The organism is Sphingobacterium sp. WM (assembly GCF_029542465.1).
GTDB lineage: Bacteria > Bacteroidota > Bacteroidia > Sphingobacteriales > Sphingobacteriaceae > Sphingobacterium > Sphingobacterium cellulitidis.
In genome coordinates, this window is the sequence record NZ_CP120709.1 from 3452336 (window position 1) to 3466037 (window position 13702).

Annotated in this window: 16 protein-coding genes and 1 pseudogene; 3 read left to right on the forward strand and 14 right to left on the reverse strand. The window is 36.7% G+C overall.

Going from position 1 to position 13702, the window contains the following annotated elements; translation table 11 throughout:
- Positions 1–7: 7 nt before the first annotated feature.
- From PZ892_RS14655 to PZ892_RS14665, 3 genes are read right to left on the reverse strand one after another with little or no spacing between them, the layout of a single operon-like run.
- The gene (locus tag PZ892_RS14655; protein ID WP_094257876.1) at positions 8–607 is read right to left on the reverse strand and encodes a hypothetical protein; all 600 of its coding nucleotides are present in this window, start codon (positions 605–607) and stop codon (positions 8–10) included.
- Positions 597–1064, reverse strand: a complete 468-nt coding sequence (locus tag PZ892_RS14660) for a hypothetical protein (protein ID WP_182499417.1) — start codon at positions 1062–1064, stop codon at positions 597–599. Before PZ892_RS14660 ends, PZ892_RS14655 begins: the two co-directional genes overlap by 11 nt.
- A 4-nt stretch (positions 1065–1068) precedes the next feature.
- Entirely contained in the window at positions 1069–1332 is a 264-nt protein-coding gene (locus PZ892_RS14665) for a DUF2089 family protein (protein ID WP_094257878.1), read from the reverse strand.
- Positions 1333–1467: 135 nt separating this feature from the next.
- Between PZ892_RS14665 and PZ892_RS14670 the strand changes: the two genes are divergently transcribed.
- Positions 1468–2214 carry a lysophospholipid acyltransferase family protein gene (locus PZ892_RS14670; protein ID WP_094257879.1) on the forward strand — a complete coding sequence of 249 codons (747 nt, stop codon included), beginning with the start codon at positions 1468–1470 and terminating at the stop codon, positions 2212–2214.
- On the opposite strand, the gene PZ892_RS14675 is transcribed toward PZ892_RS14670, so the two are convergent.
- Both PZ892_RS14675 and PZ892_RS14680 read right to left on the reverse strand, forming a co-directional pair.
- Positions 2215–3315: a glycosyltransferase gene (locus PZ892_RS14675; protein WP_094257880.1), complete on the reverse strand. Its 1101-nt coding sequence runs from the start codon at positions 3313–3315 to the stop codon at positions 2215–2217.
- A 16-nt stretch (positions 3316–3331) separates the two neighbouring features.
- Positions 3332–4306, reverse strand: coding sequence for a lysylphosphatidylglycerol synthase domain-containing protein (locus tag PZ892_RS14680; protein ID WP_094257881.1), 975 nt, complete (start codon positions 4304–4306; stop codon positions 3332–3334).
- An 87-nt stretch (positions 4307–4393) separates the two neighbouring features.
- Here PZ892_RS14680 and ruvC point away from each other — a divergent pair, with 87 nt between their 5' ends.
- Complete coding sequence (gene ruvC / locus PZ892_RS14685; RefSeq protein ID WP_094257882.1) at positions 4394–4957, forward strand: crossover junction endodeoxyribonuclease RuvC; 564 nt, start codon at positions 4394–4396, stop codon at positions 4955–4957.
- On the opposite strand, the gene PZ892_RS14690 is transcribed toward ruvC, so the two are convergent.
- Positions 4954–5997, reverse strand: coding sequence for a hypothetical protein (locus PZ892_RS14690; protein WP_094257883.1), 1044 nt, complete (start codon positions 5995–5997; stop codon positions 4954–4956). The two genes, ruvC and PZ892_RS14690, sit on opposite strands and share 4 nt — an antisense overlap.
- 378 nt (positions 5998–6375) lie before the next feature.
- On the opposite strand from PZ892_RS14690, the gene PZ892_RS14695 reads away from it, so the two are divergent.
- Positions 6376–6846 (forward strand): Lrp/AsnC ligand binding domain-containing protein, encoded by a 471-nt coding sequence (locus PZ892_RS14695; RefSeq protein ID WP_093100366.1) that lies wholly within the window; start codon positions 6376–6378, stop codon positions 6844–6846.
- Between the two features lie 64 nt (positions 6847–6910).
- Here the strand turns inward: PZ892_RS14695 and PZ892_RS14700 are convergent, their stop codons facing one another.
- From PZ892_RS14700 to PZ892_RS14735, 8 genes and pseudogenes are all read right to left on the reverse strand, one after another.
- Positions 6911–7975: a M20 family metallo-hydrolase gene (locus PZ892_RS14700; protein ID WP_094257884.1), complete on the reverse strand. Its 1065-nt coding sequence runs from the start codon at positions 7973–7975 to the stop codon at positions 6911–6913.
- On the reverse strand, positions 7968–8768 hold the full coding sequence (gene proC / locus PZ892_RS14705) for a pyrroline-5-carboxylate reductase (RefSeq protein WP_094257885.1): 801 nt from the start codon (positions 8766–8768) through the stop codon (positions 7968–7970). The genes PZ892_RS14700 and proC overlap by 8 nt, the downstream gene beginning before the upstream one ends.
- Positions 8769–8778: 10 nt before the next feature.
- The gene (gene argB, locus PZ892_RS14710) at positions 8779–9567 is read right to left on the reverse strand and encodes an acetylglutamate kinase (protein ID WP_094257886.1); all 789 of its coding nucleotides are present in this window, start codon (positions 9565–9567) and stop codon (positions 8779–8781) included.
- A 6-nt stretch (positions 9568–9573) separates the two neighbouring features.
- Positions 9574–10542, reverse strand: coding sequence for an acetylornithine carbamoyltransferase (locus tag PZ892_RS14715; RefSeq protein ID WP_094257887.1), 969 nt, complete (start codon positions 10540–10542; stop codon positions 9574–9576).
- 15 nt (positions 10543–10557) lie between these two features.
- Positions 10558–11691: an aminotransferase class III-fold pyridoxal phosphate-dependent enzyme gene (locus PZ892_RS14720; RefSeq protein WP_094257888.1), complete on the reverse strand. Its 1134-nt coding sequence runs from the start codon at positions 11689–11691 to the stop codon at positions 10558–10560.
- Positions 11692–11824: 133 nt separating this feature from the next.
- A complete protein-coding gene (locus PZ892_RS14725; protein WP_229678328.1) occupies positions 11825–12070 on the reverse strand; it encodes a helix-hairpin-helix domain-containing protein in 246 nt (81 codons plus the stop codon).
- 57 nt (positions 12071–12127) lie between these two features.
- Positions 12128–12556, reverse strand: a pseudogene (gene rplQ, locus PZ892_RS14730) (50S ribosomal protein L17); the annotation flags it as partial.
- Between the two features lie 99 nt (positions 12557–12655).
- Complete coding sequence (locus PZ892_RS14735; protein ID WP_094257890.1) at positions 12656–13648, reverse strand: DNA-directed RNA polymerase subunit alpha; 993 nt, start codon at positions 13646–13648, stop codon at positions 12656–12658.
- Positions 13649–13702 lie beyond the last annotated feature (54 nt).

Below are 13702 nucleotides of genomic sequence, written 5' to 3' on the forward strand. Positions count from 1 at the left end.
CACATTTTTAAAAATAAGGTTTAAAAGCGCTCAAAACGCTGTTTAAAATTAAAGTCAACAATACAATCGCAATCGTATGGTACAACTTATTACTGTTGATGGCAATTTTCATTCCTTTTACCAATAAATGGAAAAAATAGTATATCGCAAAAATGCTGAAAATGCCTGCTAACGTGATAATTCCCAAGGATAATGGTGAAAGCTTAAGTTTATTGATATTTCCACTCTCAATCTGAACTTGTAAGTCTTCCATGACACGCATTAAATACGGATTCAGTAATAACAATCCCATCAAAACCAGAACACACTGTGCTATTAATACGGTTATTAAAACATCCAAAAACCTGGTCTTCGAATAGTTGAATTTCCCATAACAAAACATCAAAATGGTCAAACTGCCAGTGTTGATCAATCCATTAACCAAATAAGTCCAAAATGCTTGTTGCTCCCTAAAGTGAAGGGAAATGATCCCATCATTGATAAAATGGAAAAAATAGCTTAATACACATAAAAGAATAAACCCAACGATACCAATTATTAATTGATTACGGGTTGTTAAATCCTCAAAGGGATTTAGAATAAAACTCACAAAATCTTTAGAACTCATCTTTATAAGGTTTATATTGGTTTAATATTTTCTGGATCTCATCAGGTTCTTGAGTTCCAATCATAAGCATACTACCGTCTTTGAGAACTAATTGAAGCCCTTGATCGCCTTTGGTTGTATAAGCTTTCCCTTGTTTCTTTCCAAATCTATAACCCCAACCTCCAAAATCCATCATCGAATAGGATCGAACATAAGCATAGCCTATATCTTCCCATGAAATAAATTTCTTCCATATAAATGGAATAAATACTATTTGAATTCCATCTTTATTATATCTTGTTTTTAATCGTATTAACCAAAGAATAACAACCAACCCTAAGAAAATCCATAAATCTGTGATTTCTAAGATGGCCTTATAGTCCGGACTTACGCGATAAAGATTATATCCAATAATAACTAAAACAATGAGCAACATCCAATTGGCAACCATGTTTTGACTTTCCTTAAAATTTCTCATTTTATTACTGATAGGATTTAACTTTTTCTATTAATTCATCTAACTTATTCCGTACCGTTGGATAACTTTTACCCATTTTATTGGCCATTTCTTTCAAACTCCCTGAGTTCAGTAAGAATTCAATAATAAACTCCTGTTCCTCGGGTTCCAATCGCATCAATAAGGGAAAATTAAATTTTCCTGCTACCTCCGTTTCACAGTTGCTGCAGTGTAATTTTACAACGGTCATCTCTGTATCACAGGCCGGACATTGAATCGGAAATTTCATATATTAAATAAGTTTATTAATAAAGTTAAATACAATTTTAATATTATTAAAATAAAAATGAATTTTTATTATTTATTTTCTGCAAAAACTTTCAGAATATACTAATTCGTATATTTGCTCAATTTTAATTTACACATGAGAAAGTTATTAGGAATTATCCTTACCCCAATATTTTATATCTGTTTTGCATTATCATTATTGATATTCCATCCTATTCAGTGGCTATGCTTAAAATTGGGCGGATATGCAGCACATAAAAAAAGCGTGGATATGTTGAATGGTCTTTTGGTTGCTTGTAACTATACCTTATTCAACAGGACTCAATTCATAGACAACAAAAACATCCCGGTTGGAAAACCTGTAGTCTTTATTGCAAACCATCAGAGTACATACGATATCCCGCCTTTGATTTACTTCTTAAGAAGATTTCACGGTAAGTTTATTTCCAAGATCGAATTAATGACCGCTAATATTCCATCTATTTCCTTTAACCTGAAACACGGTGGAGCAGCCAATATTGACCGCAAGGATCCAAAGCAATCCATTGCTGAAATTCTGAAACTTGCGAATAACATGAAAACTAATAATTGGTCTGCTTTTATTTTCCCTGAGGGTACTCGAACTAAAACAGGCAAAATGAAAACATTCTCTGTGGGGGGAATAGCAACTTTATTGAAAAAGAATCCTGAAGCGTTAGTTGTTCCAATTGCTATTAATGGCTCTTATAAAATGGTGGAATGGGGAATGTTTCCACTAAGACCATTTACGCATATGTCCTGGGAAGTACTGGATCCTATTGACACTACTGGTTTAAATGCAGAAGAAATTGTAAAGAAAGCGGAAGATATGATCCGCGCAAAGGTGAAAGAAGAAAACCTGTAATTATTTTACCGTTCTGCCCTTCCAGTCATATTTACCAATATTCCCAACCACACCTATATAGACAAAATATAGCGAATGGACTATGGTCAACAAAGGTAGACTCCACAGTAATTCCTTGCGATTGACAAAGCTCATTATGGGAGATAGAAAAGCTAATTCCACTAAAAATTTCATCATAAACGAGGTAATCACTAACTCGCTGGCATCATAGATTCCCACAAATAGGAATAAAATGCTTAAGAAAAATGAAAGATTGAATAACCAGATGCACACCCCTAATACCACAACTTTCTTATCCTTGTATTTCGTACTTTTTGAAGCCCACCTTTTTCTTTGGCTCAGAAATGATTTTAAATTCTCCTTGGCATCGGTATACACGATTGCTTCCCTGGATTTACAAAATCCTATTCGGTCAGCATATTGCTCAGCTACTTTATGCAATAATAGTTCATCATCTCCAGAAGCTAACTCATCAATCCCTTTAAACCCTCCCATTTCAAAGAATAAGGATTTCCGATAGGCCAAATTCGCACCATTACAGGTTGTAGGATTCCCATTCCCAATTCCCGCTGCACCAAGTCCTATTAAATAAAGAAATTCCAAAGTTTGTAACCTTTCGAAATAAGATTTCTCCTCGTCATAACAAACTGGTGAGGACACCATCAGCTTATCCTGACTTTCCATATATTGAACAATGCTCAAAATCCATTTGGATCCCATTCTGCAATCCGCATCCGTGGTAATAATAATATCTCCTGAAGAAGCGTGAATCGCCTTATTAATCGCAAATTTCTTATAGGAATTCAACTTATTCCCCTCGTTCAAGGTGATCAGCTTCACGCCTTGATCAAAATAGCTCGCTACGATCTCTCCCGTTCTATCAGTAGAGTGGTCATCGACAACTATTACTTCTAATAGTTCCTTTGGATATTCTTGATCTACAAGGCAGTTTAATGTTCTTGAAATATTGTTTGCTTCATTTCTAGCTGCAATTATAACGGTGACTTTGGAAACCGGCATTACAGAATCCAAGTGAATGGTAGGTAGCTTCATCCAACCATTCCGCATATAAAGAACCAATACCACATAGATAATGGTCATTATGAAAAGAAAAAAACTAAGATTTATTATCACTGATATAATTCACATTAAATACAAAAATCGACCCGATGATGGCTGGGAATATGATATTAACAAACCAAACACAGGATACAATAGCCATCACTGCAATTTCTTGGGTCGTAATATACGCATACAAATTGCTAGCTACAAAGCTACGAACACTAAAGTCAAAAATATCTAAGGTAGGAACGGCAGATTGAACAAAAAACATAATGAAAATCATCAATACCATGGAAACAAAAGGTAATTCAGGTAAGATGACCAACATCAGGATGATATATTGTGAAGTAAAAATCGCAAAGCGAAATGCTGCCAATAATAGAACATAGCCCAACTCTTTAGCAGAAAAGTCTTCCAAAACAGCAAAAAATGGCTTAATTTTCCTTAAGAACTTGACCTTGCCAACCAAATAATCCACCCAGGAAACATTGAAATAGAGGACTAAAAACGCGATGGCATATATTATGGCAATCAACCAAACCCCAAAATCTACCGAAGCTGGTGTTTCTAGAAAGGTTGTGACAAACCATGCAATACTCAATGACCCGAATATACTGGTCAAAACCAATTGAGCAAATAAACCTACACCCATGGCAACCGCTCCGGTAGCCCGATTTTTTGGCTTCAGGAGCATCACCCTACCCCCATACTCTCCAATCCTATTAGGCGTGAAAATAGCCCAGGTCAATCCGCAAAAAACCGATTTCGTAGCCTTCCATAACCCTAAGGGTTCAATCCGTCGACTGAGGTACTGCCACTTCTTAACTTCTAAAAACCAATTGACAAACATAAGAAATACCACCAAAGCCAAAACCAAACGCATTACCAAAGGATCAATCTCCTTGATAAGATGTTCAAATTCTAATAAATTCTTTTGATTATTAACCTTGCTGACTACGAACCACATCGCTAGTGCAACAATGGCTACCTTGATCAGTAAATTGAGATATTTTCGTTGTGTCTTCGTCAATTTTATTTAAGAAAGCACAATTTTAATAATTTTTTAATAAATAACCGTTTTTACGATGCAATGTTTAGAAAATCGTATTATTGCAGTATGCAAAAGGAAGCTGTAAAAGAGAGAATTATTTTGGGAATAGACCCCGGAACCGTCGTTTTAGGGTATGGAATTTTAAAGGAGGTAAATAAAAAAATCTCTTTGATCAGTATGGGCGTAATAAAAATGGGGCACTTGGATGATCATGCTTTGAAACTTCAACGGATTTTCAAAAAAACTTCTGCCCTGATTGAGGAATACAAGCCCGACTGTGTGGCGTTGGAGGCACCTTTCTATGGAAAAAACATTCAGGTCATGCTAAAACTAGGTCGTGCACAAGGTGTGGCCATGGCCGCAGCATTGAATGCCGATATTCCAATCTTTGAATATTCGCCTCGAAAAATTAAACAATCTGTAACAGGAAATGGTAACGCAAGTAAGGAACAAGTGGCGGCCATGTTACAAAGCCTCCTAAAATTCAAAGAAACTCCTGAATTTTTAGATGCAACCGACGGATTAGCCGTTGCTGTTTGTCATGCCTTTCAACAAAACCTTGCGGCAGCCGGAAAAAGTTACTCCGGATGGGAAGCTTTTGTAAAAGATAACCAAAAAAGAATCCGTTAAAGCTGAACCTGACGAATTACATTCTTCACATTCAACTCTATGATATCGGTCATGCTCTTGCATTTATAATACAAATCGTTTTCATAATATTTTGCATAACCATCTTTTAATCGGTCGATATTCTCTGGAGTAGATAATTGTTGCGTACTGGAGGCATCCCGAAGATCCTTAATCCGATGTCTTTCACTTCTTACTCGATGTACAATGGATGAACGTTCCTCCTGTTGATATTGTAAGACCGTCTTTTCATTTAAATATTCCATCGAAAGCTTGACGTAAGGAAAATTCTCCTTAAAGAACTGAGGAAGATAAACTTTGATATTTCCTTCATAAAATTGTTGGTCAAAATCAATGGCACGGATCCTAAATTGGAAATCATCAAAATCCGGGGTGATTTGCATTACAAAATTATAAGCTCGCATATCCCCCAACATCGAGATAACACAGCGTTCGTTAAATTTCACAAATTCCTTGGCTATACGCGTTTGATTATAATCCTCCGTATCCATTCTGGTCTTGGCGAAGGTATCCCCTGGAATACCAACAATATGTTCCTCTACTAGTGTTTCTCGGTCATATAAATAATTTACCTGATTGGGTGATAGAATCTCCTCCAACTCCAATCCATAGATTCGAGAGGCATCCGCTTGCTTGATATAGAAATAATCATAAACATCATTTAAGCGATTGACAATCTTGATTCGAAAGGGGTGTGTATTCCCAAAAGCACAAAACTCGATTTTCTCAATGACTTTATGCTGAACAATCCTCGTATTTCCAGATGCTTTTAACTGGGCATATACTATTTTCAACTGATCATACAAGGTATCCTGAACATGTGGTGGATACAATGGTATTTCCCAAAGGGTATCATTGCCAAATTTATCTAAAGATGGGATAGTTTCCTGAAAACTTAAAAGATCGGAGTACGCCAAAGGCAATTTGCCATCACGTTGATAAGCTTTTAAATATTTCAGCAATCCCGGACCCACTGGAAATATAGGCTTCTTACGGGAAATCTTTACATCTTCTTCTTTCATAACATGCTTTCTGTTCGAAATCTAAAGTACGAAAAATACTCGTTCTATACATCAATGATAAAATGTTAAAAAAAATGACGTAATTTTACCATTTGATTATTAATTTAACAATAATTGTTGTTATTTTTGAAAAATTAGAAAATAGAATATTTTATTTGAAAGGCTTATAAATGGAAGAAGTTCCCCGGGCGAGGAACTTCAACGCTAACCAATTATAAACCTATGTTATTTTGAGGGAAGTAATTTGCAAATTTTATTGTTTTTTACTTCGTTTGTTAAAACAAATTTAATTTTTATTGGAAATAAATAGAAATTTATTTGATTTTTTTAGATATTTTTAAAAATCATAACACAAATTAATACATTAATACCATTTTTATGGAAAAAAACTATTCAAATTACGATTTAGACAACCTTGATGTTCAAATTTTATCCATTTTAATGGAAGATGCTTCAATTCCATACACCGAAATCGCTAAAAAACTTATAGTTTCTGGCGGAACCATTCATGTTCGCATGAAAAAGATGGAAGAATTGGGGATAATTAGAGGTTCAAACCTAATAATTAACCCTCAAAAGGTGGGTTTTGACATCACAGCCTTCTTAGGAATCTATTTAGAGAAGGGTTCTCAGTATGCAGATGCCGTGGAACAACTAAAACAAGTAAAAGAGGTAGTAGAATTACACTATTGTACTGGTCAATATAGTATGTTTGCTAAAATCATCTGTAAAGACACTTCTCACTTACGTAAGGTTTTGAATGAAGACATCCAAGGATTGAAAGGTATCCAACGTACGGAAACCATTATTTCACTAGAAGAGAGCATCAAAAGACAGATCACTTTATAATAAAAGTCGATCTATTTTAAAACAACGAATTAAACATAAAAAAAGCGGGTTTAACCCGCTTTTTTTATATAATACCTTTTAATAAATCAATATAATACCGAATTCCAGCATCTATTTCATCTAAATATATAAATTCATCAGCCGTATGTGACCTTGCTGAATCACCGGGACCTGTTTTTATCGATGGAATGGATAATATCGCCTGATCACTCATCGTTGGACTTCCATATAACTCCTTACCCAATCGAATGCCCGATTGTACAATAGGATGCTCAACCGAAATCGAGGATGGATTCAAACGTGTGGATCGAGGCTCCACACTTGACCTTACATGCTCACGAATGATCGCCAAAACCTCCAGATTTTGATAAACATCCGTAGTCCGAACATCAACCACATATTTACAACTTGCTGGAACTACATTATGTTGGGAACCAGCTTCTATCATGGTTACACTCATTTTCACTGGTCCAAGAAACTCAGATTGTTTTGGAAATTGAAAAGTCTGAAACCAATTGATATCACTGATTGCCTTATAAATAGCGTTCTCTCCTTCTTCACGAGCTGCATGTCCCGATATTCCGATCGCTTCGCAATCCAAAACCATCAACCCCTTTTCAGCAACGGCCAGATTCAACAAAGTGGGTTCGCCGATGATAGCGAAATCACAAGGTTGGATATGTTTATATGCCTCTTCTAACCCTCCTTTACCTGATACTTCCTCTTCAGAAGATGCTACCAGACAGAGATTGAACGGAAGATCTTGTTCTTCATAGAAATAGCGAAAGGCAGCAATTAAGGAAACTAAACAACCGCCAGCATCGTTACTCCCTAAGCCATACAATTTTCCATCCTCGACAACAGCCTCAAATGGATTCTTGCTATAGCCTGGATTAGGCTTAACGGTATCATGATGGGAATTTAACAGAACATAAGGCTTGGAAGGGTCCGAAAAACAATTATAGGCAATCACATTATTCCCTACTCGCTCGGTACTTATACCATGGTCCTGTAAAAAAATGGATAATAATAGAGCCGTTTGATCTTCTTCCCGACTGAAAGACTGGGTTTCAATCAAACTCTTCAATAAGGAGGTACTCTCCTCTATCAATTGCTCAATATTAGTCATTATATAAACCTCCAGCTTTTTTCGCTGATAACTTGATGCCTTTGATAAATGCAGAACTAAAGCCATTATGCTCCATCTCATTTAATCCGGCAATGGTGCATCCTTTTGGAGAGGTTACTTTATCTATTTCACTTTCTGGATGTGTTTCCATCTGCAATAAAAGGTCTGCAGCACCCTTAGCGGTTTGGATCGCCATTTTTAAGGCATCATGCGCATGAAACCCAATTTCTACGCCTCCTTGTGAGGCTGCACGAATGCTTCTCAGAAAAAAGGCTATTCCACAAGCACATAAGGCAGTTGCTGAAGTCATCAGATCTTCATTGATAACAACGACCGAACCAACGGATTCAAAGATGACCGAAACCTCCTGAACCTTATCCTCGGGTGCATTGTCACTTGCAATACAAGTCATAGATTGACCAATCGCAATGGCAGTGTTTGGCATGGCACGGATAACAATTTTATCTTGACCTAATACATCTTTGATATCCTGGCAAGAAACCCCGGATACAACCGAAATAATAGTCTGTTCTGGAGACAAAACGGGAGCAAGCTCATCCATAACTTTACGGATCTGTTGTGGCAAAATAGCCAAAACAATAAATTCCGCTCCCTGAATAGCATCAGGATTGGAATCACTTACATTATAACCTGTTTCTTTCTCTGAAGTCAGAGATGCTAGGTTTCTCCGTGTAATGGTTATTTCATTAGACTTACAATATGAAGTTTGCACCAAGCCTTTTGCTAGTGACAAACCTATATTCCCGCCTCCAATAATTGTTATCTTATTCATTGTATTTCGTTTAGGCTATTAAACAAGTCCCAAATTTACGCTGTTGAAACAAATGAAGGTTGCTTGCATGTCCAATATAAACATTGCTTACACCTCTTGAAATTGCCTCAAAAGCATTGTATAATTTAGGAATCATACCATCATGAATGGTCTTACTTTCTTTCAAACGCTCAAATTCTCCTGCTCGGATGGTTTCAATTACCGATTGATCGTCATTCACATCCAATAAAACCCCATTCTTATCAAAACAGTAAATTAGAGACACCTCATATAACTTGGTCAAAGCCACGGCTAGGGACGAAGCAATCGTATCTGCATTGGTATTCAATAGCTGACCACTTCCATTATGGGTAATTGCTGAAAATACAGGGATAAACTCTGCTTCCAACAATTTTTTGATTGCTAATGAATCAATTGAATCCGCAAGGATATCACCTACAAAACCATAGTCAATTTCCTTGACAGGTCTCTTGATAGCTTTGATAACATTCGCATCCGCTCCACATAATCCAATAGCATTGCAGTTATGTTTTTGAAGTGAGGCAACGATGTTTTTATTGGTTAATCCAGCATATACCATGGTTACCACATCCAGCATTGCTGCATCGGTAATCCGACGTCCTTCAACCATCTTTGCTTCGATGCCCATATCAGAAGCGATACGGGTAGCAATCTTGCCGCCACCATGCACCAGGATCTTTCGACCAGGCAAGGCTGAAAATTTCTCTAAAAACTCCTCTAACTGCTCCGGGTTGTCTATTACATTCCCGCCAATCTTAATAATATTTAATACCGACATATGTCCTTAACTATCCCTCAGCTCTTCTAACATTCTTTTTAATACTACTTGGGCTGCCCAAACTCGATTACTAGCCTCTTTAATAACTAGTGAATTTGGTCCATCCAAAATCTCCGATGATAACTCCAGATCTCTACGAACTGGAAGACAGTGCATCACCTTTGCATCATTGGTCAATTTAAGTTTTTCATTGTCCATCAACCAATTCTCCTGTACTGGATAAACTGCGCCATACTCCTTATAGGAAGACCAGTTTTTGACATATACAAAATCCGCCCCCTGCAAGGCTTCATCCAAATTTGTTGTGATTTGTGCGCCTTCAGTAAATTCTTCAGATAACTCATATCCTGCCGGCTGAGCAATTGTAAAATCAACCAAGCCTTCTGCTTGAGCACGACTCATCCACTCTGCAAATGAATTAGGAACCGCTTGAGGCAAAGCTTTTACATGCGGTGCCCATGCCAATACCACTTTTGGCTTTTCAGTCTTTTTATATTCGCTGATCGTAATCAAATCCGTCAAACTTTGTAATGGATGCCTGGTTGCACTTTCCAAGGATACTACTGGAACTGCACAATATTTGATGAACTTATTGAATAGATCTTCAGAGTAGTCCGCTTCCTTGTCTTTTAACGTTGGAAAGGAACGTAATCCTAAAATATCACAATACTCTCCCATTACAGCGGCAGCTTCACGAATATGTTCTACAGTGGTACCATTCATTATCACACCATCTCTGGTCTCTAATGCCCAACCATCCTTATCCATATTCATCACCATGACATTCATGCCAAGATTCATACCTGCCTTTTGCGTACTCAAACGAGTTCGTAAACTAGGATTCAAAAATACTAATCCCAGCATTTTATGTTTTCCTAATGATTCATGAGCATGGGGATCTGCCTTTAACGTTAATGCCTCGGACACAATACCCTTCAGATTATCTACGTCTGCTACGGAAAAAAACTTCTTCATTTAATCTTATGATTTTTATGCTTTTAATCTCTCTTCAAAAGCTGTTAAAAATTGATCAGCAATCTTTTGTGTTATATTCAAGGCCGGCAACAAACGAATAACATTTGGCTTAGCCTCTCCTGTAAATATCTTATTTTTTAACAATAAATCTTTCTTAACATGCGCTAATTCGGTAGGCAATTCAATCCCGATCATTAACCCTCTTCCTCTCACCTCCAAAACTTGATCAAATTTGTTCAACTCTTGAATCAAATAATTTCCAACTTTTGCAGCATTTTCCATAAGATTATCTTGTTTGATAATATCTAAAACTGAAACTGCAGCAGCACATGCTAAATGGTTTCCACCAAAGGTGGTCCCTAATAATCCAAAGGATGCCTTGAACTTAGGCGAAATAGCAATTCCTCCAATTGGAAAACCATTCCCCATACCCTTTGCCATGGAATAGATATCTGCTTCTACTCCTGAATAGTCATGTGAGTAAAAACTTCCGGTACGACCATATCCACATTGAACCGAGTCTGCAATAAATACAGAGCCATATTGATCACACAAACTACGGATCAACTTCAAGAATGGAATGGAAGCCTCACGAATACCACCAACACCTTGAACACCTTCAATGATGACAGCCGCGATTTCTTCAGCATATTCTTTGAAAGCTTTCTCCAGGGCTTCTTCATCATTGAATGGAAGGAAGATCACATTGTCTGTCTCATTCACTGGAGCTACGATACTAGGATTATCTGTAGCAGCAACTGCCAAAGAGGTTCTACCATGGAAGGCTTTTGAAAAGGCAATTATTTTTTTACGACCCGTATGAAAGGATGCTAATTTTAAGGCATTTTCATTTGCCTCAGCACCTGAATTACAAAGAAAAAGGGTGTAATCGGCCTTTCCAGATACTTCCCCTAATTGTTTTGCTAATTGTTGTTGAATTGGAATTAATACCGAGTTGGAATAAAATCCAATCTTGTTCAATTGCTCGGTAAGACTCTTAACATAGTGGGGATGTGTATGACCAATAGAAATTACAGCATGCCCTCCGTATAAATCTAGATATTCTGTTCCTTGTTCGTCCCAAACGGTGGAGCCTAGCGCTTTCACGATATTGATTGGGGTTACAGGATATACATTAAACAGTTCCATGTAATGAAAATAATTATGCTAAAGTTTAGTTTTTCAAATGTACAAATAAATAAAGAGCTGAACTTACTTAAAAACGCTATAAAATAAAAAAGTCCTCTTGGATAAGAGGACTTTTCTATGATTCGTTTAAAGATTATTCATCAACTTTTTTTCCACCGTCTAATTCGGCTTTAAGTTTTTCTAATTCTTCAAATTTACCATCTGCAGCTAATTGTGCTTGTTCAGCCCAAGTAGTTGGATCTGCAGTGTTAAAGTTAGAACCAGCTTCAGTTAAGATTTCTTTAACTTTCTCAGCATCAGTTTTAGCTAAGTCAGCGTAAGTTGCAATACCAGCAGCTGCTAATACTTCTGCAATCTTAGGACCAACACCTTCAACAATAGTTAAATCATCGCCAGCTTTCTCAGCTTTTGCCTCTTTTGATTCAGTTGTTGTAGTAGCTTTTTTCTTAGATGAACCACGACGTCGAGTAGATTTTTTCTCAGTTTGAGCAGTTTTACCGTAGATTTCGTTGTAATCAACTAATTCGATAAATGCCATTTCTGCGTTATCACCCAAACGATTCTCTAATTTAATGATACGAGTGTAACCTCCTGGACGTGATGCAACTTTTTCTGAAATCTCGCGGAACAAGATTGTCACTGCATCTTTGTCTTTCAAGTAAGCGAATACCGTACGACGTGAGTGTGTAGTGTCGTTTTTAGATTTTGTAATCAAAGGCTCCACATAAGTACGCAATGCTTTTGCTTTCGCTAAAGTCGTTGTAATACGTTTGTGTTTGATCAATGAAGTCGCCATATTAGCTAACATCGCCTTACGGTGACTGTCAGTGCGGCCTAAGTGATTTACTTTTTTTCCGTGTCTCATTTTTTAATTTGATTTTGTGCGTACCGTTCTTTTTCTAGTGACCGAATGTCATATACTTCGGAGGAATTACGCAACAGGTCGCTTATTATTATTTAATTATTATTCTTCGTCCAACTTGTATTTAGACAAGTTCATTCCAAATGATAAACCTTTTGATTTCACTAACTCTTGAATTTCGCTCAATGATTTTTTACCAAAGTTGCGGAATTTCAACATATCAGCTACATCGTATGTAACTAATTCAGCTAATGTACGAATGTCAGCAGCTTTCAAACAGTTCAATGCACGAACTGAAAGATCTAAATCCACTAATTCTGTTTTCAAGATCTTACGCATGTGTAAAATCTCTTCATCAACAACTTTAGTTTCTTCTTTAGTTTGTGACTCTAACAACATATTCTCATCTGAGAACAACATGAAGTGTTGAATCAAAATCTTAGCTGCTTCTTTCAAAGCATCTTCTGGATGAATAGAACCATCAGTAGAAATATCTAACAACAATTTCTCGTAGTCAGTTTTTTGTTCTACACGGTAGTTCTCAATGGTATATTTTACATTCTTGATTGGAGTATAGATTGAATCAATCGCGATTACTCCAACAGGACCATCAACCACTTTATTTTCTTCTGCATTTACGTATCCACGGCCTTTTGCAACTGATAATTCAACTTCTACAGTCACTGAACTATCCATGTTACAGATCACCAAATCAGGATTCAATACAGTAAAATTATTGGAAAATTTCGTTATATCACCAGCTGTAAATTGATCTTGACCATTGATAACTACAAAGATCTTCTCGCTATCGCCTTGCTCACCTGATTTCTTAAAACGAACTTGTTTCAAGTTCAAGATGATTTCAGTAACGTCTTCTACCACGCCTTTAATCGTAGAGAATTCGTGCGAAACGCCTGAAAATCTTACCGACGTAATTGCATATCCTTCTAAAGAGGACAATAAAATACGGCGTAAAGCATTACCAATAGTAACTCCAAAACCTGGCTCTAGTGGACGAAATTCAAAGGTACCATCAAAATCAGTTGATTTCTGCATGATAACTTTATCCGGTCTTTGAAATGCTAAAATTGCCATTTATGTTCTTTTAAGTTTATTTACTATTTATGAAAACAACAACATGCATCTATG

Coding starts and splice junctions, on each gene's coding strand:
- PZ892_RS14690 (WP_094257883.1), bottom strand. CDS start 5,997: ATGAAAGAAGAAGATGTAAAGATTTCCCGTAAGAAGCCTATATTTCCA.
- PZ892_RS14695 (WP_093100366.1), top strand. CDS start 6,376: ATGGAAAAAAACTATTCAAATTACGATTTAGACAACCTTGATGTTCAA.
- PZ892_RS14700 (WP_094257884.1), bottom strand. CDS start 7,975: ATGACTAATATTGAGCAATTGATAGAGGAGAGTACCTCCTTATTGAAG.
- PZ892_RS14670 (WP_094257879.1), top strand. CDS start 1,468: ATGAGAAAGTTATTAGGAATTATCCTTACCCCAATATTTTATATCTGT.
- PZ892_RS14665 (WP_094257878.1), bottom strand. CDS start 1,332: ATGAAATTTCCGATTCAATGTCCGGCCTGTGATACAGAGATGACCGTT.
- PZ892_RS14675 (WP_094257880.1), bottom strand. CDS start 3,315: ATGACCATTATCTATGTGGTATTGGTTCTTTATATGCGGAATGGTTGG.
- PZ892_RS14660 (WP_182499417.1), bottom strand. CDS start 1,064: ATGAGAAATTTTAAGGAAAGTCAAAACATGGTTGCCAATTGGATGTTG.
- PZ892_RS14720 (WP_094257888.1), bottom strand. CDS start 11,691: ATGGAACTGTTTAATGTATATCCTGTAACCCCAATCAATATCGTGAAA.
- PZ892_RS14655 (WP_094257876.1), bottom strand. CDS start 607: ATGAGTTCTAAAGATTTTGTGAGTTTTATTCTAAATCCCTTTGAGGAT.
- PZ892_RS14735 (WP_094257890.1), bottom strand. CDS start 13,648: ATGGCAATTTTAGCATTTCAAAGACCGGATAAAGTTATCATGCAGAAA.
- PZ892_RS14715 (WP_094257887.1), bottom strand. CDS start 10,542: ATGAAGAAGTTTTTTTCCGTAGCAGACGTAGATAATCTGAAGGGTATT.
- proC (WP_094257885.1), bottom strand. CDS start 8,768: ATGAATAAGATAACAATTATTGGAGGCGGGAATATAGGTTTGTCACTA.
- ruvC (WP_094257882.1), top strand. CDS start 4,394: ATGCAAAAGGAAGCTGTAAAAGAGAGAATTATTTTGGGAATAGACCCC.
- argB (WP_094257886.1), bottom strand. CDS start 9,567: ATGTCGGTATTAAATATTATTAAGATTGGCGGGAATGTAATAGACAAC.